Raw genomic sequence first — 25,531 nt, 5'->3', positions numbered from 1 at the left:
CGGGCCGGGGACGGCAGTCAGCGCACGCTGCGGATCGGGAGGATGGCGAGCGCGCCGATCAGGGACAGCGCCCCGCCGACCAGGAACAGCGGGGTGTAGCCGCCGAAGGTCGTCACGACGGCCGAGGCGACGAAGGGCGCGACGATCTGCGGGCCGGCGTTCGCGACGTTGAGCACGCCCATGTCGCGCGCGGCGTCCTCGGCCCGGGGCAGCACGAGGGTCACGAGCGCGGTGTCCACGGCCATGAAGCAGCCGAAGGCCAGTCCGTTGAGCGCGCTGAAGAGGAGCATGCCGGCCCAGGTCGGGCTGATCACCGGGATCACCATCACGACGCCCGCGAGTGCCGCCGACACCCCGACGAACACCTTGCGGCGGTCCCAGCGGTCGGACAGCAGCCCGCCCAGCAGGGTGGAGAGCGCCATCGCCGTCATCGACACGGGGGTGAGGACGGCCATCGCCGCGGGAGGCGTGAGCCCTGCGGGGAGGGCGATGTGGTCGTCGAGGACGTAGAGCTGGTAGCCGACGACGGAGAAGTAGCCGAGGACCATCAGGGCCCGGCCGATGAACGCCCACCGGAAGTCGTGGTGGGCCAGGGAGGAGAGGAAGGCGGCGAGTTGGGCGCGGACCGGCACCGCGGGCCGGTCGGCGGCCGGCCACGTACGCGGTACGTCCTTGCACCATCCGGTGAGCAGCAGCGCGGCCGCGGCGACGAGCGCCCCGAAGAGGAGGTAGCCGGTGCGCAGGTGCTCGGCGGTCTGTGCGGCCACGAGCACACCGACCGTCCCGCCGAGCGGCAGCCCGAGTCCCACCAGGGCGGAGGCGGTGCCGCGCCGGGCCGCCGATATCCGGTCGGGCACGATCGCGGTGACGGCCGCCTGGTAGACGTTCATGGTGGCCTGCACCAGGCACCAGGCGATGCCGACGAGCAGCGCGGTGGTGACGCTGCCGAGCAGGGCGAGGCCGGCGAGCGAGGCCAGGGCCCCGCCCAGGATCCAGGGGTTGCGACGGCCGCTGCGGTCGGAGAGCGCGCCGGCGATCGGGTTGCAGGCGGTCGCGAAGACCGCGCTCACGCCCCCGATCAGGCCGAGGACGGCGACCTTGTCATCGGGCGCGATGGCGGCGATGTGTGTCGGCAGGAGGACGGATCCCACGCCCATGTAGACGGCCATCATCGCGGAGTTGGCGACGAGCAGCAGGAGCATGAGCCCGCGCCGGCGAGGGGGTTCGGGGACGGGAGGGACGGGCGGATCGACGACTTCGTGCGTGGCCATGACGACTCCTCGGGGACGGAGCGGGACGGTGGCGGGGTGGGGGAGGGGAGAGTGCCGCGGGGCGGGGTGGGGGAGGGGAGAGTGCCGCGGGGCGGGGCGCAGGGGCGGCGGGCTGCCGCGGGGCATGCGGGAGGGCGGCCGGAACACGGCGTGGAACGGTGAGTGCGGTGGCTTGTTACACGTGTCACCAAGTGCGATGGGCATGTTCTAGCACCGGATTCCAGCCACCGCCAGGCCCTGGGGGGCTTTGTTGCGCGGATCGTGACCGCTCTTTCGCATGCGATGCCGTCACGTGTAACCAGCCAGCGGCCCCGCTGGGCAGCGCGAATGTCGACCTGGCCCGCGCAGCGCAGGGGTCGCTGTCGCGCGACGGCAATACGCCGTGCCGCACGGCGCGCGACGCCGCCGAGGTGCCGTACGTCCGTGCCCGTCCCGAGCCCGCGGACCGGGAGTGCTGCCTCCGGCGAGGCCGTCTGACTCGTGTAACTTGGCAGGGGAGATACCGCGCACGAGAACGCCGAGGGGGCGTCATGGCCAGAGACGCGCAGGTCCCGGCGTCGATCACCAGTGCCGATGTGGCCCGGCTCGCCGGGGTGTCACGTGCCACGGTGTCCTTCGTCCTCAACGACACCCAGGGCCACCGGGTCAGCGCGGGCACCCGCGACCGCGTGCTCGAGGCCGCCCGCCGCCTGGGGTACGTACCGCACGCCGCGGCCCGCTCCCTGCGCGCCGGCCGCAGCAACCTCGTCCTGATGCCCGCGTCCATCTCCGCGGTGGGCCGTCTGGTCAGCGACTGGGTCGACGACCTGCAGAGCGGACTCGACCGGCTCGGCTACACCGCCGTGCTCCACGCCGGCCGCTTCTCGGACCCGCTCGACGCCGCCCGGGCCTGGGCCGAACTGCGCCCCGCCGCCGTCGTCACCCTGGACGGCGACCGCCTGACCTCGCGGGCCGCCGACCTGCTGACCCGGGCCGGCGTACGGGGCCTGCTGGCCTTCGCGGTCCACCCCGTCGACGGCGTGCACACGGTCGGCTTCGACCACGCGCACATCGGTGCCACCGCGGCCGCGCACCTGGTGGCCCGCGGCCGGACCCGCATCGGCGTCGTCGTGCCGAAGGAACGCGGCCTGGACACCATGGCCCGGCCACGCCTCGCCGGCGCCGAATCCGTCGCGGCCCGCCACCTGGCCACCGTCACCCCGGTGGAGCTGGCCTACAGCCGGGACTCCGCCCGCACCCTGGCCCGCAGCTGGCGCCGCCTGGGCCTGGACGCGGTGTTCGCCTACAACGACGAGTACGCGGCGCTGCTGCTCCACGCGCTCCAGGCCGAGGGGATCGCCGTACCGGACGAGGTCGCCGTCGTCGGCTGCGACGACCTGGTGCTCGCGGAGCTCCAGCACCCCCCGCTCACCACGGTCCGCCTCGAACTGCCCTCGGCGGCGCGGATCGCCGCGGTCGTGCACCAGCTGATCGAGACCGGTACGGCCGCGCAGGTGCCCTCGGTGGAGCCCGTCCTGGTGCAGCGCCTGAGTTCCTGACGGCCCGGCTCAGCACCCCGGTCCGCGGGAGCCCGCGGATGCTAGCTTCGTCCCCGTGGCGGAGCACCGGAACGAAACCAGAGCGGCCTACGACGGGGTCGTCGAGCTGTACGCCTCGCTGTTCGCCGGCCGGCTGGAGGACCAGCCGTTCTCGCGGACCATGCTGGGCACCTTCGCCGAGCTGGTGCGCGCCACGGGCAACCTCAGGACCGCCGACGTCGGTTGCGGACCCGGACACCTGACGGCGATGCTCCACGACCTGGGTCTGGACGCCTTCGGGCTGGACCTCTCCCCGGGCATGGTGGGACATGCCCGGCGGGCCCATCCGGCGCTGCGGTTCGACGAGGCGTCCATGGAGGCCCTGCCGGTCGAGGACGGCGCGCTCGGCGGTGTGCTCGCCCACTACTCGACGATCCACACACCGCCGGAGGAGCTCCCCGCCCTGCTCGCCGAGCTGACGCGGGTCCTGGCCCCCGGCGGGCTGCTGCTGGCCTCGTTCTTCGCCGCGGAGGGCCCGGAGCCGGTCCGCTTCGACCACAAGGTGACCCCGGCCTACAGCTGGCCCGTGGACCGGTTCGCGGACCTGATGGCCGGCGCGCGGCTCGTCCCGTTCGCCCGTCTCCTCCACGACCCGGCATCCGAACGCGGCTTCCTCGACGCCCATGTGCTGGCCCGACGACCCTGATGGGTAAGGGGGCTTCGCGGCCCCGGGCGGCTCGCGCCGGCCGAGGCCATGCTCCTGGCACGGGGCGCTGCGCCGCTCGCCTGCCGAGGCTCGTCCCGCACACCGCATGCTCAGGGCCTGATGGCGTGATCGAGGCGTGATCAGTGAGCGCAGCCGTCCCGGTGCCGAGCGGTATGTCCTGTTCGATGTCGATGGGACGTTGATGGATGCCGTGGACAACCAGCGCCTGGTCTGGCGCACGTGGGCGGAGCAGTACGGACTCGATCCCGACGAGGTCCACCGAGTGGCGCTGCGGACGAGGCCGACGGAGGCGTTCGCACAGGTCGCCCCGGACCGGGACCCTCACGAGTGCCTGGCCGCACTGCACGAGCTGGAGGACGAGGACGTCCGGGCCGGCTCGTATGCGGCCTTCGACGGCGCCTCGGAACTGCTGAACGCCTTGGAGCCCGGGGGCTGGGCCCTGGTGACCTCGAACTACGAGCACCGGGTACGTGGACGGTTCGCGCGGACGGGCCTGCCGGTCCCGGAGGTTGTCGTGGACGCGGCCGCCGTGGCGGACGGCAAGCCGTCGCCGGTGCCGTATCTGCAGGCGGCCGCGCAACTCGGTGCCCAGCCGTGGGACTGCCTGGTCATCGAGGACGCCCCCTCCGGGGTGCAGTCCGGGCTGCGCGCCGGGATGACGGTGTGGGGCGTCAACACCCCCACGGCGGTCGACGGTGTGCACCGCCACTTCGCCCGTCTGCGGGAGGCAGCCCCAGCGATCCTCGCCTTCGCGTCCGGGGTCCTTCAGAGGTCCGTGGCGCCCGGGTAGTGGCGCCGAAGTTCGGCGAGCACCCGCTCGTCGGCAGCCCTGACATCCCACAGGGCACGGTGCCACCCGGCCGCCGCGGCCGGCGGTCCAGGGCCCCGGACGGCCGCGGTCGGACGGGAGGGCGCCGTCAGGTGCGGGGTGTGAGTCTGGCGGCCAGGAAGGCGACGCTCTCCTGCACGATCGGGGTGATGTCCGGGGCGCCGAGGAAGATGTGGTCCGCGCCGTCCACCGGCCGGAGGGCGACCTCGCCCCCGGCGGCCTCCAGGGCGGCGGCAAGGGCTTCGCTCTGGCTGTAGGGGACCAGGCCGTCCCGGGTTCCGTGGACGAGGAGGAAGGGCGGGGGGCTGGAGCCGGCCGCGTGGGTCACGGGGCTGGCCGCCCGGGCCAGGTCCGGGCGGTCGGCCACGGAGGCGCCGAGCAGGGCCACGTACGGGTCCGGGAACTCCACGCCCGGCGGCAGCGCCGGCATGGGATGGTCGGCCAGGGAGACCAGGTCGGACACCCCGTACCAGTCGACGACGGCGAGGACCCCCGTGTCGCCGGAGCCGACTCCCTCGGTGCCCTCCAGCCCGGGCCCGCCCGGGCCGACGAGACCGGCGAGGGCGGCCAGGTGGCCGCCGGCGGACTCGCCCCACACGCCGATCCGGTCCGGGTCGATGCCGAGTTCCCCGGCGAAGGCGCGGACGTAGCGGATGGCGGCCTTCACGTCGTGCAGCTGCGCGGGGAAGGGCGCTTCGAGGCTGTGCCGGTAGTCGACGGAGACGAGGGCGAGCCCGGCGGCCAGGACGGAACCGTGGAGCAGCTCGGCCGGCACGGTCGGCGGCGGGTAGCGGCGGTCGCCGTCCAGCCAGCCGCCGCCGTGGATCCAGACGACGGCGGGGAAGGGGCCGTCGCCCGCCGGGAGCTGGACGTCGAGCAGGCGCGGACGGTAGCCGGGCGTGGTGGCGTAGGTGATCCCGTCGAAGCGGCGCACCCCGTCCGCGCCCGTCACGGGCGGCACGGGCGGCCGGTACGGCGGGGGAGGCCAGGCCGTCTCGGCGATGTCGAACACGGCCGGAGGAGATTGCGTCATGGCGGCCCTTCCAGGTCGGCGGTTCCGGCGGGGCGGACACGGCCGGAAGCCGTCCACCCCGCGCACGCATGCTCAGTTACACGTGTAAGCAAGACTCTAGCGACGCCCTTTCCCTCCCGGCAAGCATGTGGATACGCCAGAGAGGCGAGTCGTTACACGAGACACCCGCGCGGCGGCGGACCGTCGACGGCACGGTCGGGCGCCGTGGGCCGGCCGCGTGGGATCCTGTGGTCATGACGTCCGGCGTGACGGCAGCGGTGTGGGCGGCGGGACAGGTCGCCCGGGTCCGTGACGACCCCGCCGGGCGGACCGCCCTGATGGGGCGCTGCTACTCCGGCCCGTTCGGCCGGGCGCCGCGCCACCTGCCGTTCCGCAGGGCGGCGCTCTCGTTCATGGGCTGGCAGGTACGCCGGGGCGTGCTGCGGCCGGAGACCTCCGACCGGCCCGGCAGCCCGTGGTGGCGGGCGGTGAACGAGCGCATCCTCCGCGACGGCTGCGAGGCCGTCGGTCTCAGCGGCGGGCTGCCCGGACCGGCCTCCTCGCCCACGGTCGCGAGCTGGCTGTCCTTCGTCGCCCGCCCCACCGCACGTGCCTGGTACCGGGCGCACAACGGGAGCGTGGTCGCCGCCTACCTCGACCACCGCGCTCTGGCGGAGGCGGAGAACGAGGCCGAGCGGTTCTTCCTGAACGTCGTGCTCTGCCGGGTGCTCTACGCCCACGCCCTCGTCGCCGCGCCCCGCCTCTCCCTGGGCCCGCTGCGTCCGCTCGCGCCCCTCCTCGGCGATCCGAGGCTCGGCATGACCGGGATCTTCCTGCAGCTGTCCCGCGTGCTCCCCGACGAGTACCCCCTCCGTGGCTCGGTCCGCTCCCACCTGGAGCGGGAGATCGGCTTCGGCCGCCTCCTCGACTACGGCGTGATCGTCCCGCGGCTGGAGCAGCTCTACACGTGGTCGGCCGGGGAGCTCCCGGCCCCGGGCCTGCTGGGCTGCGTCCGGGACGGGGCGCCCGTCTACGCCTGGCCGTACGAGGACCGCGGGGTCTGGGAACCCCGGCCCTCGCCGGCCCTGCGTCTCGTCCACCGTGCCCTCCCGCCGGCCCGGTCCGCCCGCTCCGGCCCGTAGCGGTCGTCCTCGGGGCAACGGGCGCTCGCCATCGGGGGGTTCGCGGTCACCTGCCGTCGGGCGGGACGGGAGTGGCCTGGTGGTAGTACATCCGCCAGGTCCCGGACGTCCCCTCGCTGTGCCAGAGCGAGCTGCGCCGTGCCCGGTTCCCGTTCAGCGTGGTCTCGTACGTGAGGTGCACCAGCCCGGGCGCCAGCAGGACGCCGGTGAAGGCCGAGGGCTCGTAGCGCGGACCGGTTTCCGCCGCCCCGTCCATGTCGGGCATCGCCGCGAGCATCTCGTCGCAGGTCCACCGCCGCCCCGAAGCGCCGACCTCCGTGAAGTCCGGGTGCAGCAACTCCCGTGCGAGCGAGCGCGAACCGCGTACGACGGGGTCCATGAGGCGGAGCTCGCCCGCGATCGCTGCGCGCACGTCATCGGCTTCCCGGTCCCGGTCCATGCGGGCATCCTCCTCCACACCGCCGGGTCCGCCGCAACCGGGTTGCCGCGCCCCGTTACGCAGGGGCCCAGGTAGCCGGTCGTTCCGCCCGGCCCGGGGCCGCTTCAGGCGGACGGCTGCTGGGCGGGGCACCCTCCGTAGACGTACGGCTCGATCTCGTCGCCCTTCCTGTCATACAGGTGGAAGCAGTCGCCGTTGACCCACACCGTCAGCCAGGCGGGCCCGAGGCGGACCTCGAAGGGCTCGTCCCCGAGCCGCGTTCCGGGCCACGCGCCGCTTTCCGAAGAGGTGTGCGTGAGGACGACACCGGTCTCTCCCGGCACGATCCGATGCACGTCGCCCCAGGGCTCCAGGATCAGCTCCAGCGGCTCCTCGCCGTCGTTGCCGACCACCAGCCGGGCTTCTCTCGCCACGGACACGTCCCTTCCCTCGGCGCGCTCCTCAGCGTACGCAGCCCGATGCCCACCGGACTCAGCGCATCGGTGGGGGCACCGTGTAGTTCGGGACCGACGGGTCCTTGGGGTCGAAGGGCGGTGGCTTCCAGGGCGACGGAGGGGGCGGGGCGGATGCCGACGGGGAGCCCGAGCCCGCGCCCGCCGACCCCGCCGTACCGCCCGAACCCGCCGTACCGCCCGTGCCCGTGCCCGTGCCCGCCGTGCTCGGGCGCGGTGACGGGTCCCCGGATGCCGTCGGGCCCGGTTCCGCCGCCGGCGGCGAGCCGGACGGGCCCGACGGAGCCGGGCTGCCCGAGGGGGAAGGGGCCGACGGGGACGAGGCCGGTGCCGGGTCGTCCCGCCCGTCCGCGCCGCCGGAGCAGCCGGCCAGCAGCAGGGCCGCCGCCAACGCCACCGCCGCACCGGGGACCGCGCTCCTGGAACCCACGTCCACCACCCACCCCTGCCGTACGGACCCTCCGCCCGCGCACGGCGATCCTACGGGCAGCCGCCCGGGCGGCCGGGACCGCCGGCCGATCCGGCTCAGCCCCGGGCGACCGCACCGGGCAGGACGACGGTGACCCCGCGGCCCGGCGACGTGCCCATCGCGGCGAGCGCCGCCGGCGCCGCGTCCAGCGGGATCGTCGCGGTCACCAGCAGTTCCGGCCGCAGTGCCCCGCTGCGGACCAGCTCCATCATCGGCGGGTACGCGTGGGCCGCCATCCCGTGGCTGCCGAGGATCTCCAGCTCCCAGCCGATCACGCGCTCCATCGGCAGGGCCGCCGCGCCCGCCGCCGCGGGCAGCAGACCCACCTGTACGTGGCGGCCGCGGCGGCGCAGCCCGTCCACCGAGGCCGCCGCCGTCACGGGCGAACCCAGTGCGTCCAGCGAGAGGTGCGCGCCCCCGCCGGTCAGCTCCCGCACCGCCGCCGCAGGATCCACGGCCGACGGGTCCACGCAGTGCGCCGCGCCGAACTTCCGCGCCAGCTCCAGGGCTTCCGGTGAGGTGTCCACGGCGATCACCCGCGCCCCGGCCGCGGCCGCGATCATCACGGCGGACAGGCCGACCCCGCCGCAGCCGTACACGCCGACCCACTCACCCGCGGCCGCCCGGCCCTGCGCCACCACCGCGCGGAACGCCGTCGCGAAGCGGCAGCCGAGCGAGGCCGCCGTCGCGTACGAGAGCTCCTCGGGCACCGCCACCAGGTTCACGTCGGCGTGGTCCAGCGCCACGTACTCGGCGAAGGACCCCCAGTGGGTGAAACCGGGCTGTGTCTGGCGGGCGCACACCTGGTGGTCGCCGGCCGCGCACTGGGCGCAGCTCCCGCAGGCGCAGACGAAGGGCACGGTGACCCGGTCGCCCTTCCGCCAGTTCACCACCCCCGTTCCCACGGCCTCGACCACGCCCGCGAGTTCGTGCCCGGGGACGTGCGGGAGCACGATGCCGGGGTCGTGTCCCATCCAGCCGTGCCAGTCGCTGCGGCACAGGCCGGTCGCCTCCACCCGGACGACCACCCCGCCCGGCGCGGGGCGCGGGTCGGGCAGCTCCCTGACCTCGGCCGGGCCGCCGTACCGTTCGAAGACCACCGCTCGCATGGATCCCGCCCTCCGCTCGACTGGGCGGCACGCTACCCGCCCTCAGGGCGCCCCGTCGCCGGAGCGGGCGAGGGACAGCACCCCGGCGCAGATCAGGACCACGCCGAGCAGCTGGGGGAGCAGCCACCAGTCGGAGCGCAGGTGTTCCTCGTAGAGGATCACGCCGAGCGCGACGCTGACGCTCGCGTCGCCGAGGGTGAGCGCCGGCTGCGAGGCGACCAGGGGGCCGCCCTGCATGGCGTGTTCGAGCAGGAGCAGGGCGCAGATGCCGCTCGCGCCGAAGGCGTACGTCTCCCAGGTGGTCAGGAACGCCCCGAGGCCCTGCTCGTCGAGGACGTGCACGGCCGACTTCATCAGGGCGGCGGTGAGGGCGTAGCAGACGGCGGTGGCGGCGCCCAGGCAGCCGGCCCGGGACCGGCCGGGCGGGCGGCGCAGTCCGGCCACCGCCAGCAGGGCGACCACGACGGCGCACGCGGCGAGCGCCACCACCCACCGCGAGGGCGGTACGTCCGTACGGTTGCCCGCGGGGGAGGCGGCCACCAGGGCGATCCCGAGGCCCGCCACCACCCCGGCGACGGCCAGCCACAGCGCGCCCGGCAGCCGTTGCCGGGTCAGCAGCGAGGCGATCAGCAGGGCCAGCGGGAGTTCCAGCACGAACAGCGGCTGTACGAGGGCCAGTGCGCCCGTGGCCAGCGCCGCGGCCTGTCCCACCCCGGCGGCGATCACGGCCAGGATGCCGCCGATCCACACCGGGCGGCGCAGCAGGTCCAGGACGAGCCCGGGACGGAAGCCGTCGCTCTGCGGCACGGTGAGGGCGGCGCGCCGCTGGAGCACCGTGGCCAGGGCGTTGCTGAACGCCGCGAACAGCGCGAAGAGGACCGGCAGGACGACGCCCATGCCCTGATCCTCACCGGGTCCGGCTTCGACCGGGGCAGCGACACCGGGCGGCGCTCCACGCGTCCCCGGCTTTCCCCCGTCCGGAGCCCTCCGGGAGCCCCGAGGAGGGCTCCGGGAGCCCTCGACGTCCTCCCGGAGCCCTCCTCGGGGCTCAGCGGTGGCCGGCCGCCCTGCGCAGGGCCAGGTCGGCGAGGGCGCGCGGTGCGCCGGCCTGGCCCCGGATCCCGGGGAAGGCGTTGACGTCGACGATCAGCGGGCTGCCGGTGCCGGTGCCGATGAGGTCCACGCCGTAGACGTCCAGGGCGAACACCGCGCCCACCTCGCGGACGAGGTCGGCCCAGCCGGCCGGCAGCGCGTCCACCGCGAGCGGCCGCGTGGGCCCGCGCCCCTGCGGCGAGAGCTCGGAGCGGCGCAGGGCGGCGAAGACCTGGTCGCCGACGGCCCACAGCTTGTGGTCCCAGCCGCTGTTCGGGGCGTACTCCTGGACCACGACGGGCTCCTCGGGCCAGTCCCGGGCCAGCACGGCCAGTGCGGCGGCGTCGTCGGCGCGGGCGACCAGGTCACCGCGGCGGCTGCGCCGGCTCTTGACGACCACGGGCGCGGAGGGCCGGGCGGTGCGGGCCCACGCGGCCAGCGGGCCGACGCAGAGGGTCTCGGCGAAGGGCAGCCCGGCCCGTACGGCGAGCTCCGCCATGGCCGTGCGGTCCTGTACGCGTGCGGTGGCGGCGGCGGAGTTCACCACGGGCGCCCCGCGCTCCTCCAGGCTCCGGGCGAGCTCCAGGGCCCGCGCAGTGCGCGACTTCAGCAGGTACACGTCGGCCGTCCGCGCCGGCACCTCTCCGGCCGACGCCGGGTCGAGGGCCACCACCGTGTGCTCCGGGGCGAGCAGGGCGGCCGTGTCCGCCAGCAGGGGGTGGCCGGGCTCCGGGGTGATCAGGCCGATCCTCATACGGTGTCCCCCGCCCCGGCCGCTGCCTGCGCCGGAATCGACGGGGCGGCAGGAATCGACGGGGCGGAAGGGATGGGCGTGGCGGCTGGGATCGACGGTGCCGACGGGATCGACGGTGCCGCCGCACGTGCCGAGCCGCCCGCGTTCGCCAGCTCCAGCACGGCCCGGGCCACCCGTGCGGCCGCGTCCGGCACCTGACGGAAGCTCGGGAAGTCGTTGACGTCGACGACCACCGGCCCGTCGGGCCCCAGCAGCACGTCCACCCCGTACAGGTCGAGCCCGTACACGGCCCCGACCTGCGCGGCGATCGCGGCGACCTCGGACGTCAGCGGTACGCGCCGCTCCCGCACCGCGGGGTCGGGGTGCAGGGGGGAGCAGCGCTCCGTCGCGAACAGCTCGCCGCCGACCGCGTACACCTTGACGTCCGTGCCCGAGTTGGGGACGTACGGCTGGGCGATGAGCATGCCCTCGCCCGCCAGCAGGGGCAGCAGCGACTCCAGCCGCCCCGGGGAGGACACCAGGTGCACGGCCCGGCCCGAGCTGCCGTCCGCGGGCTTGACCACGAGCGGGTACTCGGCCGCCGGTATCTCCCGGAGCAGCGCGGGGTGGGCCACGGCGTACGTCGCGGGCAGCGGCAGCCCGCGGACGCGTCCGATCGCCGCCGCCAGTGCCTTGTCGCGCACGCCCCGGATGGAGCGGGCGTCGTTGACGGTGGTCGTGCCGGCCGCGGCGGCGGCTTCGAGCAGAGTCAGCCCCGGCCCCCCGGAGACGGTCTTCAGCACCCACGCGTCGTGCGCGGACGCGTCGATCAGACCGGTCATGCGCAGGAGCGAGCCGCCCGGCCGCACGACGTCCACCTGGTGGCCCCAGGAGGTCAGCTGCCGGATCACCTCGTTCGGCATGCCGTCGTGGCGGTAGTGCTCCTCCACCAGGAAGCAGAGCCTCATCGACCTTCCCCATGTTCCCCGGACGTCCGCCGATTCCGCCCGGCGAGTTGTGACGTCACAGGATGTCATGAACCGCAATGTGATGATCGGTCCGGTGTGGGCCTGCCCGGCGCGGGGCGGGAACGGCCCCGCGCGGAAAACCAGGTGAACCACGCGGACGGCCGTTGCTACGTTGGCCGCGTGCCGAAGCTGAATCAGATCATCGCAGTGGAAAAGGGCGTCAAGTCCAAGTCCCTCCAGGAGCTCACCCAGGCTCACCACGACGTGCAGAAGCCCGCCCTGCTGGCCGGCATCTCGCGTACGTACCAGCCCAAGGACGAGGAGGGCGAGCAGCTGCCGCCCGAGTCCACCCGGGTGCAGATCAAGGCGGAGGACGTGCTGCGCTCGACGGCGGCCACGCTGACCCGGCTGTTCGACGTGACGGCGACCAAGGACTGGGCGAACCGCAGCGCGTCCGCCGACGTGGTCGTGGACGGAACGGTCCTGCTCCCGCAGGTGCCCGTGCCCTATCTGCTCTTCCTGGAGAAGCAGCTCACCGACCTGCACACCTTCGTGCGCAAGCTGCCGGTGCTGGACGCCTCCGAGGCGTGGAGCGCGGACCCGTCCACCGACGCCTGGAAGACGGACCCCGTCCGCACGATCCGCACCAAAAAGGTGCCCCGCAACCACGTCAAGGCCGAGGCGACCGACAAGCACCCGGCGCAGGTCGAGGTCTACTACGAGGACGTCCCCGTCGGCTACTGGACGACCGTGAAGTTCTCCGGCGCCCTGCCCGCCCGCCGGGTGAACGAGCTGCTGGAGCGTGTCGAGAAGCTCCAGCAGGCCGTGAAGTTCGCCCGCGAGGAGGCCAACAGCACCGAGGTCACCGACCAGCGGATCGGTGACGCGGTGTTCGGCTACCTGTTCCGGTAGCCCCACGATCGCCCCCCGTTCGAGCGCGGGGGGTGCGCGGAAGCGCGCAAGCTGAAACTGATGTTGAAGCTGACATGGGGTGTCAGTTGGGGGTTCGAATCCCTCCCCCGGCACTACGCGCCGGGGTGGCCCAAGCCTGGCAGAGGCGGCCCCGTAAATCTCAGATTCTCGCTCCAGTCTCAGTATTCGCCGCCGAACACCGGATCGACCGAGCGCGGACGATCATCGACGGATGGGGGTTCAAGTCCCCCCTGCGCCTCTCCTCGTGGCGCGGTAGTTCAAAGGCAGAACACGTCGACCTCAGAATGATCCGCGACTCTTCAACGTGCCGGTGTGCGCAATTGGGTGGCACACAGGAGCCCGGGAGCTGGATATGCTCCCGGGCTCCGTCACGTCCGCCGTCACGTCCGGCCGTCACTTCCCGCGACCCGGTGCGCGACCCGGCCCGGAGATCACCGGCCGGGCCGCGCACCGGTCCGTCACACCGGCACGGACACGAAGGTCTTGCCGGACTCGTTCTCGACCAGGACCGCCTTGACGTCCGCCGGGTCCACGGCCGCCGAACCGTCCAACGCCGCGCCCTTGCCCTCGCCCTTCTCCGGCGTCTGGCCGCCGACGACCCAGCTGCCCGCCGTCGTGCGCTTGCCGTCCTTGGCCACCACGACCAGGCGGCACCGCTCGCCCGGCGGCACGCCCGTGACCGCGGCGCGCAGCCGCACCCACTCCGTCGCGGGCGTCATCTGGACGGTGAGCCGCGCACCGGTGGACGGATCGGTCGCGGAGAGGTTGCGCGTCCCCTTGGGAGGCGGCGAGGGGTCCGCCGACGCCGTCGGCGCAGGCGGCACGGGCAGTGCCACGGCCCCCTGATCCCCGGAGCCCAGCTGCGTGCCGGCCCAGAACACCGCCGCCAGCGAAGCGGCGACGGCGAGCCCCGTGAGCCCCGCACGCCGGCGCTGCGCACCGGTCCGCTCGCCGCGCATCTGCCGCAGGGTGCGCTGGAGCATCAGGTCCCCGCCCTGCGGGGGCCCGTCGAGGAACGCCTCCTCGGGCACCTCTCCCAGGGCCGCTTCCATCTCGCGCAAGGCGGCCACCTCCTCCCGGCACCGCACGCATCCGCCCATGTGTTCCTCGACCCGGCGGGCCTCCTCGGCGTCCAGGACGCCGAGCACGTAGGGACCGAGCAGTTCCTCCTCGTGCCGCTGCCCGTTCATGCCACCACCTCACGCAGTCCGGACGGCTGCTGGGGCGGCCTGCCCGATCGTCTTCCCTGTCTGTCGGTGCCCTCCCGCAGGCCGTCGTCCCTGAAGACGTCCCGCAGAGCCTTGAGCGCGTAGTGCGAACGCGATTTGACCGTACCCGCCGGGATCCCGAGGGTGTCGGCGGCCTCCGCCACGCTGAGCTGCCGGTAGTACAACTCCTTCAGCACGTCCCGGTGTTCCGGCGACAGCCGGTCCAGTGCCCCCAGGACGGTCATGCTGTCCACCACCGCATCGGCGTGGTCGGCCTCCACCGGGGGAGCGGCCGCGGAACCGGAGACCTCCGGCGGCCGGGCGGCCTTGGCGCGGTACCGGTCGGTGATGATGTTGCGGGCCACGGTGAGCAGCCAGCCGCGCACCGAGCCCTTCCCGTTCACGAGGACCTCGGAGTGCCGCCAGGCACGGATGAGGGTCTCCTGGACGACGTCCTCGGCGGCGGCCCGGTCCCCGGTCAACCGGGTGGCGTAGGCGAGCAGCGCGTTGCCGTGCTCCTCGTACACCGATCTGATCAGTGCCTCGTCGGTCGAGCCCCGCCGACTTCGGGGCCACAGTGGTCCGGCCATCTCACCCTCTCCGTCTTTCTCGCTCAGGTGGTGCGGTCGGAACACGCCACCGGAGCCCAGCCGGTTCATGTGAGCTGCGTCACTCCGGTGTGCCCGTACGGCGGGACGCCGCTCAGGTGCGGCAGTGACGGCCCGAGTTCAGGCAGTCGACCAGGGCGGCCATCTGCCGGTCGGTCATCGCGTTGACGAACATGGCGTGGTCCGTGGCCGGGCTGTGCCGCTGCTCCGGGAAGGAGTCGACGGCCACCGGGGCCCCCGCAGGCAGCTCGTAGGCGAGGGAGAGACGCAGCTCCGGCACCGGGAAGGTGCCCGCCGGGCAGACGCCGGCTGCCGACGGGAAGCGCAGGTGCGAACGGTGCCCGGGGCTGGTGGTGTCCAGGCCGTTCCAGCAGCTGGGGAAGACCAGGGTCCGGGTGAGGCGGTCGCCCTCGGGGCAGCGCGGATAGCGGGTCGTCGACCGCTCGGGGGAGCCGGAGCAGCCCCACCGGGCGCGGACGTTGCTCTGGTCGGCGGCCGTGCGGGCGACGGCGTCACCGGTCATCGCGTGCAGGAAGGGCGGCATCGGCACCACCTCGGCCACCGGATTGCCCCGGTACTCCACGCGGACGGAGGCCTCGGGCAGGATCTCGCCGCTGTTGCCGTGTCCCGCGGAGGTCTCGTGCGGGAGGATGCCGGGCCGCTCCGGGCGGCGCAGGACGGGCCAGTAGTAGGTCGAACGGTCCCCGCCGGTACAGCTGGTGGCCGCGGCGGCCAGGGTGGCCTCGACCGAGAGGGCGTTCGTGGAGAGGTTCCCCACGTACGCGTGCGTGTGGTGGGCGCCGGACCGCAGACCGGGCGAGACCACCACGTTGTCCTCGTTGTAGTGCCTCTCCTCGTTGCGGCCGCACGCGACCACCATGGATCCCGGCGACCCCGCGCCGGCGGTGGCGGCCGGCGCCGCCGGTCCCACCGGGACGTCGCGTATGTCCACGTAGTCGGAGGGTTCGGGCCCGCCGGAGGACGGTGCCGCACGGGTGCCGTCCGAACGCGAGGCCCCCACGGCCGCGGCCGTCAGCCCGCCGCCCAGGACCACGCAGACGACGAGGGCCAGCAGTCGGTGTTCCATCCACATGGCGGTCACCGTCTCCGGTGGATCCGCCGACGTCAACCTGGCATCCGCATGCCGGCCCGGGACCGGCCCGGGACCGGCCCGGACACCGGCCCGGACACCGGTCCGGCGACCCGCGCGCACTCCCGTCCCGGACCCGCGCGCACTCCCGTCCCGGGCCCCGTCCGCCGGCCCCCGGACGGGGCCCGCGCGGCCGCCCGGGGCGCGGCTCGTTCGCCCGGGCGAATTCCCGGGGCGCGCGGGCGGACCCCGGGCGCCCCGGGCCCGTACCCGCGGAGCTTCCGCCGCGGCACGCACCGGAGTTGTCCTTGCGGCGGCTTGCCGACCGGAGCCGGCGGAGCGCACAGTGGGCCGCATGACACACGCCGCGACCCCCGCCGAGCTGCTGCGCGCCTTCGCTCGTACCCGCGCCTCCCTGGACGGCGCCGAGGTCGTCTTCTGGTGGACCGGGGACATCCACTCGTGGGCCCCGGGCGAGCCCTACCGGCGGCTCTTCGGCTTCGAAGGGGTCAACGTCGCACGCCTGGTGGCGGACGGGAACGGCGAGGGCTACCGGCTCCTCGCCCGCGAGGCGGCGTTCTACCTCGACCCCCGCACCCGGGAGATCCTCGGGACCTGGCAAAACAAGCCGGTGGTGCACGTCTGGAACGACCCGGCCAGCCTCGTGCTGCGCCCCTTCCCCGTACCGCTGACCGAGCTGGGCGACCAGGTCTGCTTCAGCCTGGAGATCCCCCTGTCCCACCCCTCGCCGCTGCCCGTCGCGCAGTACCCGCGGAACTCGGCCGAGGACACCTACCGGGCCCTGGAACTCTTCCAGTTCTTCGCACCCGCCACCGTTCTGGCCACCGACGCGGTCAGCGTGCCCTCGACCATGTCCTGGACCCGGATGTCCCCGTGGCTGCCGTGGATGGAGCAGGGTCCGCGCCCCGGCGGCCTCACCTTCCACTGTCGCGGCCGCAAGCTCGACTCCTGGGCGCAGGTGCCCGGACGCACCCGCGAGCACATTGCCGCCCACCGTCCCGAGTTCGCCCACGCCCCGCAGGAGTGGACCGAACCGAACGAGACCAGCTGGACCCACTTCCGCAGGCTGCACCCGCCCCACTGAGGTCCGCCCCGCCGAGGCTCCCTGGGGAGCCGCGCCGAGGGCCCTGCCGGGGGCCGTGCCGGGGTCGTACCGAGGGCCGCGCCGAGGGTCCCGACGAGGGTCGTCATTTCGCCGCGCCCCTCGAAACGCCTGTTCAGGGCCGGTGCCGAGGGGCCCTCGGGGGGAGTGGCGGGGGGCGGACAAGGGTTTTCCCCGTATCGAGTTCACCGTCGCGTTGCCTACTGTCTGCCCACCGGCGATCTTCCCCGGCCCGGGCGGTCGACACTCCAACCCCACATGGCGTGTAGGCCCGCGGACCCGGCGGAGAGAGCCGGGACGCCGTTGCCCCTGCCTCGCCGTTGCGGCCGGGACAGCGTGGCGCGCGGCGGCGGCCGGGGCGAGACCGACCAACTCGCTCCCGGCCCCGCGGCCGCCGGAACCACCCCCACACTGCACCGACCGGCCGCTCCGGCATGTCCGGAAACGGCCCTCGAAAGGGATCACGTGCACGCAACGAGACGCAGGCTCATATCCGTCGTGGCCATGTCCGTCACCCTGCTCGCCGGCACCGCGACCGCCTCGGTGGCCGTGGCCGTCGAGAACCCGGCCGCGGCCCCCGCGGCCGCGGTCGCCGCCACGGCGCCCGTGGAGAACCTGATCGTCGGATACAAGTCCTCGGCCACCGAGGCCAGCTCCAACACGGCTGCCGCCGACGACGCCGCCGCCAAGGGGAAGAAGGCCGGCAAGAAGGCGAAGTTCGACCGCCGTCTGGGCACCGGAGCCGCTCTGGTGAACCTGGGCGGGACCGTCGCCCCGGCCGAGGCCGCCGACGTGATGGCCCAGTTCCGTGCCGACCCGGACGTCGCCTACGTGGAGCCGGACACCCGCGCCTACGCCATGGCCGTCACGCCGAACGACACCGACTACGCCAAGCAGTGGGACCTCTTCGAGCCCACCGCCGGCATGAACGTCCCCGGCGCCTGGGACAAGACCACCGGCTCCGGCGTCACCGTCGCCGTGATCGACACCGGTTACGTCGCCCACTCGGACGTCGCCCCGAACATCGTCGCCGGCTACGACTTCATCAGCAGCTCCGCGTACGCCCGTGACGGCGGCGGCCGCGACAGCAACCCCGCCGACGAGGGCGACTGGAACGCCACCGACGGCGAGTGCGGCCTCAACTCCAAGGCCAGCAACTCCTCCTGGCACGGCACCCACGTCGCGGGCACCATCGCCGCCGCCACGAACAACTCCAAGGGCGTCGCCGGTATCGCCTACGGCGCGAAGATCCAGCCCGTCCGCGTGCTCGGCAAGTGCGGCGGCTCCACCTCGGACATCGTCGACGCCATCACCTGGGCCTCCGGCGGTTCCGTGTCCGGTGTCCCGGCCAACGCCACCCCGGCCAAGGTCATCAACATGAGCCTCGGTGGCCCCGGCGCCTGCGGCACCAGCTACCAGAACGCCATCAACGCCGCCGTCGCCCGCGGTACGACCGTCGTCGTCGCGGCCGGCAACAGCAACGCGGACGCCGCCGGCTACTCGCCCGCCAGCTGCAACAACGTGATCAACGTTGCGTCGACCAACCGCGCCGGCGACCGCTCGTACTACTCGAACTACGGCTCGGTCATCGACATCTCGGCCCCGGGCGGTGAGACCCGCCGCGCCACCGACACGCCCGGCACCGTCACCACTCCCGAGAACGCGATCCTCTCGACCCTGAACGCGGGCACCACCACCCCGGGCGCCGAGAACTACAAGCCGTACCAGGGCACCAGCATGGCCGCCCCGCACATCGCGGGCCTCGCCGCGCTGATGAAGTCCGCGAACTCCTCGCTGACCCCCGCCCAGATCGAGACGGCGATCAAGAACAACGCCCGTCCGCTCGCCGGCACCTGCACCGGCGGCTGCGGCTCCGGCCTCGCCGACGCCACCGCGACCGTCGCCGCCGTGACCTCGACCCAGCCCGCCCCGGCCTTCGAGAACACCACGGACGTCGCCATCGGGGACAACACCACCGTGGAGAGCGCGATCACCGTCAGCGGACGGACCGGCAACGCCCCGGCCGCCCTCAAGGTCGGCGTGAACATCGTCCACAGCTACATCGGTGACCTCAAGGTCGACCTGGTCGCCCCGGACGGCTCCGTCTACACGGTCCACAACCGGACCGGCGGCAGCGCCGACAACATCAACCAGGTCTTCACCGTGAACGCCTCCTCCGAGGCCGCCAACGGCACCTGGAAGCTCCGGGTCAACGACAACGCCGGCGGCGACACCGGCAAGATCGACTCCTGGAACCTCACCTTCTGACCCCTTCGGACCGACTTGGCCCGGAGCGCCAACTCGGCGTGACGGAGCGATAGTACGGACCAATGGAATCCCCGGGCCTGCCGATACCCCGCGTATCGGCAGGTCCGCCGGGTTTTCCTGCCCCCCGGACTGATTCCTGCGTCACAATCCGGGTCCCACCGGCGTCCGACCTCGTATTCTCGCCTCTCACAGGAAGGGCACAGGAGCTGGGGACTGGAAGGCTGGTGGCTGTGCGTGGTGGCGGCGACGGGGCACGCTGACACAAGTGTCGGACACGGTGAACTCATCAAGGCGGTCGACCGCGCGCTGACCACGCACGGCCGGGCCCACCTCACCGGACCCGCCGGAGCGGGCAAGACGGAGGTCGTGCGCGTCGTCGCGGCGGCCGCCGAGGCACGCGACGAGACCGTGCTCCACCTGGCCCCCGAGGCCGCGGACCAGTGGATACCCGAGGCCTCCGCCGCGGCCCTCCTCGCCACCGTCCCCGCCGCCGCCCTGGAACGGCTCTCCGGCCCCCAGCGCACCGCCGTCGCCCTGCTGCGCCGGGAGGCCGACGCCCCGCGCGCCGGCCGCGACCACATCGCGCTGCGCCTCGCCGTCGTCGAGGTCCTGCGCACCCTCGCCGCCCAACGGCCCGTCCTGCTCGTCCTCGACAACGTCCAGTGGCTCGACGCCGAGAGCACCGACCTGCTGCGCTTCGCCCTGCGCCTGACCCCGCCCCGCGTCCGCGTCCTCGCGGCCGAGTGCGTCCAGGGCGCGACCCCCGTCGGCGAACCCCTCTGCGGCCCCGGCGCCCCCGTGATCCGGGTGCCCCCGCTCGGTGCGGACGAACTGGCCGAACTCCTCATGCGCCACGGCCTGCCCGCCCGCCTCGCCGGACGCGTCCACCAGGCCAGCGGCGGCAACCCCCGTCTCGCCCTCGCCCTCGGACACTCCCTCGCCGAGGCCGCCGAGGCCCGCGACGGCAGCGCCCACCACGCCGACCCCCTGCCCTTCTCCGGACAGGCCCGCGAAGTGGCCCGCCGGCTCCTCGCCGGAGCCTCCGCCCCTGCCCGCCGCACCCTGCTGCTCGCCGCCCTCGCCTCCCGTCCCACCGTCTCCCTGCTGCGCCGGGCCGGCCGTCCCGACGCCGAGGCCGAGCTGGCCGAGGCCGAGCGGGCCGCGCTGGTCAGGGTCGGCGCGGACGGCACCGTCGAGTTCGCCGCCGGAGCCCTGCCCACCGCCCTCGCGGCCGACGCGGGCTGGCCCGAGCGCGCCGCCGGGCACGCCGCCCTGGCCACCGCCGTCGACGACCCCGTGCAGGCCGTACGGCACCGGGCGCTCGCCGTCGACACCCCCGACCAGTGGCTGGCCGCGAAGATCAGCGACGCCTCCGCCGTCTGCCGGCGCAAGGGCCAGCGAGCCCTCGCCGCCGAGCTGGGCCTGCTCGCCGCCGAACGCACACCGTCCTGGCTGCCCGGCGAGGAACTGGCCCGGCTGGTCACCGCGGCGGAGGACGCGGGCTGGTCCGGCCGCGCCGACCTCGCCCGCCGCGCCGCCCGGGCCGTCCTGGCCCGGGACGCCTCGCCCGCCGACCGGGTCCGCGCCCGCCTCGCGGTGATCGACGCCGCCGGGCAGGCCCTCGGCACCCTGGAGGAGACCTTCGCCCACGCCATGGACGAGGCCGCCGGCGACCCCTCGCTGCAGGCCGCCGTCCAGCTGCGCATCGCCTGGAAACACAACCTCAGCGACGGCGACCCCGTACGCTCCCGCGACGCCGCGGCCACGGCCGGAGCCCTCGCCGCGCTCGGCGGCGACCAGACCGCCGAAGCCATGGCCCTGACCGTACGGGCCCGCATGGGCCGCATCCTCGGCGACGCGGGCGCCGAGGAGATCCTGGCCGAGGCGCTCGCCCTGCCCGCACCTGAGGTGCCCCTCGGCATGCGCAACGCCCCCCAGTACCTCGCCGTCCGGCACGCCCTCTTCGACGACCGGCTCACGGACGCCCGCCGCCAGCTGATGCTGCTGCTCCCCGCCGTGCAGCGCACCGGCTCCGCCGAGGACGTCTTCGAGGTCCTGCGCAGCCTCACCGAGACCGAACTGCGCAGCGGCCGCTGCGAAGCCGCCTCCGCACACGCCCGCCGGGCCCTGGAGCTGACCATCGAGGCGGGCCTCTCGCCGGGGCCCGCCTGGTACGTGGCCGCCATGGCGGAGACCATGGGCGGCAGCTTCGCACGCGCCGAGGGATACGCCCGGCGCGGCATCCAGGCCTCCCAGGAGGAGCAGGACCAGGTCTTCCTCTCCCGCAGCCTGCACGCGCTCGGCGTCGTCGAACTGGCCACGGGGGAGGCCGCGAAGGCCGTGGCCACCCTGCGCCGGGTCGCCGAACTGGAGGCCGCCCAGCAGGTGGTGGACCCGTCGATCCTGCGCTGGCACGGTGAGCTGGCCGAGGCCCTGACCGCCGCCGACGCGCCGGGCGAGGCCGCCGCCCTGCTGGACTCCGTACGCCCGGTCGCCCTGCGGCTCGGCCGGACCGGGGTGCTCGCCGCACTGGACCGGGCCACCGCCCTGTGCCTGTCGGCCCGGGGCGAGGCCGACGCGGCCGTGAGCCTGCTGGAGGACACGGCGCACCGCTTCGAAGCCCTCGGCCTGCCGCTGGAACGCGGCAGGACGCTGCTGGCGCTCGCCCGGGTCGAGCGCCGCCGCAGACGCCGGGCGCCGGCCCGTACGGCGCTCCGCGCGGCCTCCGAGGTGTTCGAACGGGCGGGGGCCGGCCCCTGGGCGGACCTGGCCCGGGAACCGGCCGCGGGCGACGGGGCCGGCGACGGGGGTTCCCCGTCCGCCGTCCTGACCGAGGCCGAGGCCCGCCTCGCGCTGCTGGTCAGCCAGGGGGCCAGCAACCAGGAGGCCGCGGCCAAGCTGTTCCTCAGCGTCAAGACGGTGGAGGCCCGGCTGACCCGGATCTACCAGAAGCTCGACGTACGCTCACGGGCCCAGCTGGCCACCGCGCTGCGCACGCGGTGACCGGCCGGGCCGTGCGGCGGGTCAGCAGCCCAGGTTGTTGCCCGGGGTGACGCCCAGCAGCTGGGTGAAGCTCTGGTACTTGGAGATGCGGCTCTGCACCTGGGCGGGGTTGCCGCCGTTGCACTCCAGGGCGCCGTTGATCGACCGGATGGTCTCGCCGAAGCCCGCGCCGTTGACCATGGCGGCGTGGGCCGTCATGGTGCCCGGACCGTTCTGGGTGTTCCAGTACCAGAGGGCCGTCTTCATCGCGACCGCCGGGTCCTGCTCCACCAGGTACGGGTTGGCGAGCAGGTTGATGCCGAGGGCGTCGCCGGCCGCCTTGTAGTTGAAGTTCCAGCTGAGCTGGATCGGCCCGCGGCCGTAGTACGCCGCCTGGCCTGCCGGACAGCCGTACGGCTGCGTCGCGTCGCAGTAGTGGGGGTAGTTGGCGGTGTTCTGCTCCACGATGTGGACGAGCCCGCCCGTCTCGTGCGAGACGTTCGCGAGGAAGGCGGCGGCCTCCCGGCGCTTGGTGGTGTCGTCGCCGGTCTTGGCGAAGCCCGGGTAGGCGGACAGCGCGGAGACCAGGCCGTTGTACGTGTAGAAGGGGTTCCGGTTCGGGAACATCTGGTTGAACTGGGCCTCGGAGACCACGAATCCGGACGGGTCGGGATCCGGGTCCTGGCCGCCACCGCCGCCGCAGACGCCCTGGTCGGCCCAGACGCCCCACTGTCCGGTGGTGCCCGGGGTCTCGCCCTGGGTCCACCACTTGGCCTGCCAGTTGCGGCCGCCGTGGGAGGCGCTCATGCCGCCCGTGTAGACGGCGGACGAGGCCCAGGGGGAGGCGCAGGGGGCCGCGGCGGAGGCGGTCGAGGAGGGGAGTGCGACGGCGAGGCCGATCGTCACGGCCGCGGCGGCGGCCAGGGAGAAGGCGCGGCGGCGAAGCGCACGTATCACGTAACTGCTCCTTCGGTGGGGGGACTTGCCGTGGGGGCAACAGCGCCCACTGAAGCGAAATGGTCTGAACCTGTCAAGGTCTAGACCAAAGGAAAGCGCCGGTGGTACGCGTGACGCGTACCACCGGCGCGGAATCCGCCCCGATCAGCTGCCGGCGGAGAGGTTGCCGGAGAGCACCGGGATGTTGCTGGCGATGTGCGACAGGGCCTCGTCGCCCTTCGCCTGGGTGGAGTTCTCGGCGCACTGCTGGTTCTGCGGGTTGGACAGGACGTTGACGTCCTGGACACCGATGTTGGCGAGGATCGCGACCAGGGACTGGGCGTTGACCTTCGCCGGCAGGCCGACGCAGAGCTTGTTCAGGGAGCCCTGGATGGCGCTGAGCTGCGGGCTCTGGTCGCCGCGGGTCTCCTGGTTGCCGTAGATCTGCGCGGCGTCGTTGCCGTTGACGGTGGAGACGCCTCCGTCGTTGCCGATGGCCATCGCCGGGGCGGCGACTGCGGCGCCCGCACCGAGCACGGCGGCGGTGGCGGCGGCGGTGGCCATGAACTTCTTGAGCATGTGGGGAATCCTTAGATCGCGCTGTCGCATGTGATGGCTGTCCACGGCGGGGACGCGCTGATCAACTGGCGACGGCGCCAAGGGTTATGCCCCCTCACCCGAGTGGCCCAATGGCGGACGGGCCCGGGTGATGCCCCGCCGCCCGGCGGCGGGGCACGATCGCCCGGTCGGCGGGTCAGCCGCTCTTGCGACGGACCTTCTTGTTCTTGCCGCTCGCGGCGCTGCTGGAGCCCTGCACCTTGGCCCGGTTCTGGTGCGACTGCTGCGCGTGGGCCTTCGCCGTGTTGCGGTCCAGGGCCTCCCGGAAGCGGCGCTTGGCCGCCTCCGCCGGGGACTCGTCCTGCGGGGTGTCTGCTTCGTCGGCCATGCGTCCTCCTGGAGTGATCAAGCTGCCCCAGTCTGTCAGCCGGTGTGCGGGCTGACCAGCGGGTTCCGGGATACTCCAAGGAGGGCTTGGGGAGGTCATAAGATTGGGTTATGGGGTCATAAGGCGACACCGGGTGCTGGGTTAGGCTTACCTTCGTTTAGGGTTCCCTTTGATCCACCCAGATCCGCCTTGCCGTCGCTCGAAGGGAACCCCTGCCATGCCTCGCCCTCTGCGGGTAGCAATCGTCGGAGCCGGCCCCGCCGGCATCTACGCCGCCGACGCGCTGCTGAAGTCCGAGGCCGCCGTCGAGCCCGGTGTGTCCATCGACCTCTTCGAGCGGATGCCCGCGCCCTTCGGTCTGATCCGGTACGGAGTCGCTCCCGACCACCCGCGCATCAAGGGCATCATCACCGCGCTGCACCAGGTGCTCGACAAGCCCCAGGTCCGCCTCTTCGGCAACGTCGACTACCCGAACGACATCAACCTCGACGAGCTGCGCTCCTTCTACGACGCGGTGATCTTCTCCACGGGCGCCACGGCCGACCGCGCGCTCGACATCCCGGGCGTCGAGCTCGACGGTTCCTACGGCGCCGCCGACTTCGTCTCCTGGTACGACGGCCACCCCGACGTCCCGCGCACCTGGCCCCTGGAGGCCGAGAAGGTCGCGGTGCTCGGCGTCGGCAACGTCGCCCTGGACGTCGCGCGCGTCCTCGCCAAGACGGCCGACGAACTGCTGCCGACGGAGATCCCGGCCAACGTCTACGACGGCCTCAAGGCCAACAAGGCCCTCGAGGTCCACGTCTTCGGGCGCCGCGGACCGGCCCAGGCCAAGTTCAGCCCCATGGAGCTGCGCGAGCTGGACCACTCGCCCAACATCGAGGTCATCGTCAACCCCGAGGACATCGACTACGACGAGGGCTCCATAGCGACCCGCCGCGCCAACAAGCAGGCCGACATGGTCGCCAAGACCCTGGAGAACTGGGCGATCCGCGACATCGGCGAGCGGCCCCACAAGCTGTTCCTGCACTTCTTCGAGTCGCCGGCCGAGATCCTCGGCGAGGACGGCAAGGTCGTCGGCCTGCGCACCGAGCGCACCGAGCTCGACGGCACCGGCAACGTCAAGGGCACCGGCGTGTTCACCGACTGGGACGTGCAGTCCGTCTACCGCGCGGTCGGCTACCTCTCCGACGAGCTGCCCAAGCTCCCCTGGGACGTGGAGTCGGGCACCGTCCCGGACGAGGGCGGCCGGGTGATCGACGCCGGTGGCCCCATGCAGTCCACGTACGTGACCGGCTGGATCCGCCGCGGCCCGATCGGCCTGATCGGCCACACGAAGGGCGACGCGAACGAGACCGTCGCGAACCTGCTCGCCGACCACGCCGAGGGCCGTCTCGCGACCCCGGTCACGCCGGAGCCGGCCGCCGTGGAGTCCTTCCTCGCCGAGCGCAGCATCCGCTACACCACCTGGGAGGGCTGGTACCGGCTCGACGCCGCGGAGAAGGCCCTCGGTGAGCCGCAGGGCCGTGAGCGCGTGAAGATCGTCGAGCGCGACGAGATGCTCGACGCGAGCGGCGCCTGACCGGCGAGCGGAGCCTGACCGGCGAGGGGCCGGCACCCGACGGGTGCCGGCCCCTCGCCGGTCCCGGCCGCCCCGGCCTCCTTCGGCCCGTCCGGGAA

General features: G+C 73.8%; 23 protein-coding genes. 9 read left to right on the top strand and 14 right to left on the bottom strand.

All coding sequences use genetic code 11. From position 1 onward, the window contains the following. Window positions 1–17: 17 nt before the first annotated feature. A complete protein-coding gene (locus ACPU2J_RS03425) occupies window positions 18–1,271 on the bottom strand; it encodes an MFS transporter (protein ID WP_423832713.1) in 1,254 nt (417 codons plus the stop codon). A 530-nt stretch (window positions 1,272–1,801) separates the two neighbouring features. Here ACPU2J_RS03425 and ACPU2J_RS03420 point away from each other — a divergent pair. The 3 genes from ACPU2J_RS03420 (at window position 1,802) to ACPU2J_RS03410 (ending at window position 4,305) form a co-directional block, all read left to right on the top strand. Then, entirely contained in the window at window positions 1,802–2,809 is a 1,008-nt protein-coding gene (locus ACPU2J_RS03420; RefSeq protein WP_423832712.1) for a LacI family DNA-binding transcriptional regulator, read from the top strand. A 55-nt stretch (window positions 2,810–2,864) separates the two neighbouring features. Beyond that, the gene (locus tag ACPU2J_RS03415; protein ID WP_420081789.1) at window positions 2,865–3,494 is read left to right on the top strand and encodes a class I SAM-dependent methyltransferase; all 630 of its coding nucleotides are present in this window, start codon (window positions 2,865–2,867) and stop codon (window positions 3,492–3,494) included. Between the two features lie 136 nt (window positions 3,495–3,630). After that, window positions 3,631–4,305, top strand: a complete 675-nt coding sequence (locus tag ACPU2J_RS03410) for an HAD-IA family hydrolase (RefSeq protein ID WP_423832711.1) — start codon at window positions 3,631–3,633, stop codon at window positions 4,303–4,305. Window positions 4,306–4,432: 127 nt separating this feature from the next. Here ACPU2J_RS03410 and ACPU2J_RS03405 read toward each other — a convergent pair whose 3' ends face one another. Continuing rightward, entirely contained in the window at window positions 4,433–5,377 is a 945-nt protein-coding gene (locus tag ACPU2J_RS03405; RefSeq protein WP_423832710.1) for an alpha/beta hydrolase fold domain-containing protein, read from the bottom strand. A 233-nt stretch (window positions 5,378–5,610) separates the two neighbouring features. On the opposite strand from ACPU2J_RS03405, the gene ACPU2J_RS03400 reads away from it, so the two are divergent. Further along, entirely contained in the window at window positions 5,611–6,498 is an 888-nt protein-coding gene (locus ACPU2J_RS03400) for a hypothetical protein (RefSeq protein WP_420081792.1), read from the top strand. Window positions 6,499–6,544: 46 nt separating this feature from the next. Here ACPU2J_RS03400 and ACPU2J_RS03395 read toward each other — a convergent pair whose 3' ends face one another. The 6 genes from ACPU2J_RS03395 to ACPU2J_RS03370 form a co-directional block, all read right to left on the bottom strand. Then, entirely contained in the window at window positions 6,545–6,937 is a 393-nt protein-coding gene (locus ACPU2J_RS03395; RefSeq protein ID WP_420081793.1) for a DUF4440 domain-containing protein, read from the bottom strand. A 104-nt stretch (window positions 6,938–7,041) separates the two neighbouring features. Continuing rightward, window positions 7,042–7,356 carry a hypothetical protein gene (locus ACPU2J_RS03390; RefSeq protein ID WP_423832709.1) on the bottom strand — a complete coding sequence of 105 codons (315 nt, stop codon included), beginning with the start codon at window positions 7,354–7,356 and terminating at the stop codon, window positions 7,042–7,044. Window positions 7,357–7,914: 558 nt separating this feature from the next. Beyond that, window positions 7,915–8,967, bottom strand: a complete 1,053-nt coding sequence (locus tag ACPU2J_RS03385) for a zinc-binding dehydrogenase (protein WP_423832708.1) — start codon at window positions 8,965–8,967, stop codon at window positions 7,915–7,917. 42 nt (window positions 8,968–9,009) lie between these two features. Beyond that, window positions 9,010–9,864, bottom strand: coding sequence for a DMT family transporter (locus ACPU2J_RS03380; protein ID WP_365496124.1), 855 nt, complete (start codon window positions 9,862–9,864; stop codon window positions 9,010–9,012). Between the two features lie 151 nt (window positions 9,865–10,015). Continuing rightward, complete coding sequence (locus tag ACPU2J_RS03375; protein WP_423832707.1) at window positions 10,016–10,813, bottom strand: ATP-grasp domain-containing protein; 798 nt, start codon at window positions 10,811–10,813, stop codon at window positions 10,016–10,018. Continuing rightward, window positions 10,810–11,760 carry an ATP-grasp domain-containing protein gene (locus tag ACPU2J_RS03370; protein WP_423832706.1) on the bottom strand — a complete coding sequence of 317 codons (951 nt, stop codon included), beginning with the start codon at window positions 11,758–11,760 and terminating at the stop codon, window positions 10,810–10,812. Before ACPU2J_RS03370 ends, ACPU2J_RS03375 begins: the two co-directional genes overlap by 4 nt. Window positions 11,761–11,940: 180 nt before the next feature. On the opposite strand from ACPU2J_RS03370, the gene ACPU2J_RS03365 reads away from it, so the two are divergent. Then, the gene (locus ACPU2J_RS03365; protein ID WP_365072935.1) at window positions 11,941–12,672 is read left to right on the top strand and encodes a hypothetical protein; all 732 of its coding nucleotides are present in this window, start codon (window positions 11,941–11,943) and stop codon (window positions 12,670–12,672) included. A gap of 479 nt (window positions 12,673–13,151) precedes the next feature. On the opposite strand, the gene ACPU2J_RS03360 is transcribed toward ACPU2J_RS03365, so the two are convergent. The 3 genes from ACPU2J_RS03360 to ACPU2J_RS03350 all read right to left on the bottom strand — a co-directional run bounded on the left by ACPU2J_RS03360 (window position 13,152) and on the right by ACPU2J_RS03350 (window position 15,602). Beyond that, window positions 13,152–13,883, bottom strand: a complete 732-nt coding sequence (locus ACPU2J_RS03360; protein WP_423832705.1) for a zf-HC2 domain-containing protein — start codon at window positions 13,881–13,883, stop codon at window positions 13,152–13,154. Beyond that, a complete protein-coding gene (locus tag ACPU2J_RS03355) occupies window positions 13,880–14,491 on the bottom strand; it encodes a sigma-70 family RNA polymerase sigma factor (RefSeq protein WP_420081800.1) in 612 nt (203 codons plus the stop codon). The genes ACPU2J_RS03360 and ACPU2J_RS03355 overlap by 4 nt, the downstream gene beginning before the upstream one ends. Window positions 14,492–14,603: 112 nt before the next feature. After that, complete coding sequence (locus tag ACPU2J_RS03350) at window positions 14,604–15,602, bottom strand: DUF1996 domain-containing protein (RefSeq protein WP_423832704.1); 999 nt, start codon at window positions 15,600–15,602, stop codon at window positions 14,604–14,606. 352 nt (window positions 15,603–15,954) lie between these two features. Between ACPU2J_RS03350 and ACPU2J_RS03345 the strand changes: the two genes are divergently transcribed. From ACPU2J_RS03345 to ACPU2J_RS03335, 3 genes are all read left to right on the top strand, one after another. Next, complete coding sequence (locus tag ACPU2J_RS03345) at window positions 15,955–16,704, top strand: DUF1838 family protein (protein ID WP_423832703.1); 750 nt, start codon at window positions 15,955–15,957, stop codon at window positions 16,702–16,704. A gap of 522 nt (window positions 16,705–17,226) precedes the next feature. After that, complete coding sequence (locus tag ACPU2J_RS03340) at window positions 17,227–18,990, top strand: S8 family peptidase (protein WP_423834923.1); 1,764 nt, start codon at window positions 17,227–17,229, stop codon at window positions 18,988–18,990. A gap of 234 nt (window positions 18,991–19,224) precedes the next feature. Continuing rightward, the gene (locus tag ACPU2J_RS03335; protein ID WP_423832702.1) at window positions 19,225–21,993 is read left to right on the top strand and encodes an AAA family ATPase; all 2,769 of its coding nucleotides are present in this window, start codon (window positions 19,225–19,227) and stop codon (window positions 21,991–21,993) included. A 21-nt stretch (window positions 21,994–22,014) separates the two neighbouring features. Here ACPU2J_RS03335 and ACPU2J_RS03330 read toward each other — a convergent pair whose 3' ends face one another. The 3 genes from ACPU2J_RS03330 to ACPU2J_RS03320 form a co-directional block, all read right to left on the bottom strand. Continuing rightward, window positions 22,015–22,929, bottom strand: coding sequence for a glycoside hydrolase family 19 protein (locus tag ACPU2J_RS03330; protein ID WP_389069785.1), 915 nt, complete (start codon window positions 22,927–22,929; stop codon window positions 22,015–22,017). Window positions 22,930–23,073: 144 nt separating this feature from the next. After that, complete coding sequence (locus ACPU2J_RS03325) at window positions 23,074–23,487, bottom strand: rodlin (RefSeq protein ID WP_423832701.1); 414 nt, start codon at window positions 23,485–23,487, stop codon at window positions 23,074–23,076. 175 nt (window positions 23,488–23,662) lie between these two features. Continuing rightward, window positions 23,663–23,854: a DUF5302 domain-containing protein gene (locus ACPU2J_RS03320; RefSeq protein ID WP_420081805.1), complete on the bottom strand. Its 192-nt coding sequence runs from the start codon at window positions 23,852–23,854 to the stop codon at window positions 23,663–23,665. Between the two features lie 217 nt (window positions 23,855–24,071). Here ACPU2J_RS03320 and ACPU2J_RS03315 point away from each other — a divergent pair, with 217 nt between their 5' ends. After that, entirely contained in the window at window positions 24,072–25,433 is a 1,362-nt protein-coding gene (locus ACPU2J_RS03315) for an FAD-dependent oxidoreductase (RefSeq protein ID WP_365072918.1), read from the top strand. Window positions 25,434–25,531: the final 98 nt, after the last annotated feature.

Origin of the sequence: Streptomyces manipurensis (assembly GCF_049570255.1) — a bacterium.
GTDB classification, from domain to species: domain Bacteria; phylum Actinomycetota; class Actinomycetes; order Streptomycetales; family Streptomycetaceae; genus Streptomyces; species Streptomyces manipurensis.
Note: the sequence above shows the minus strand (reverse complement) of the source record. Positions and strands in the feature narration are given on the sequence as shown.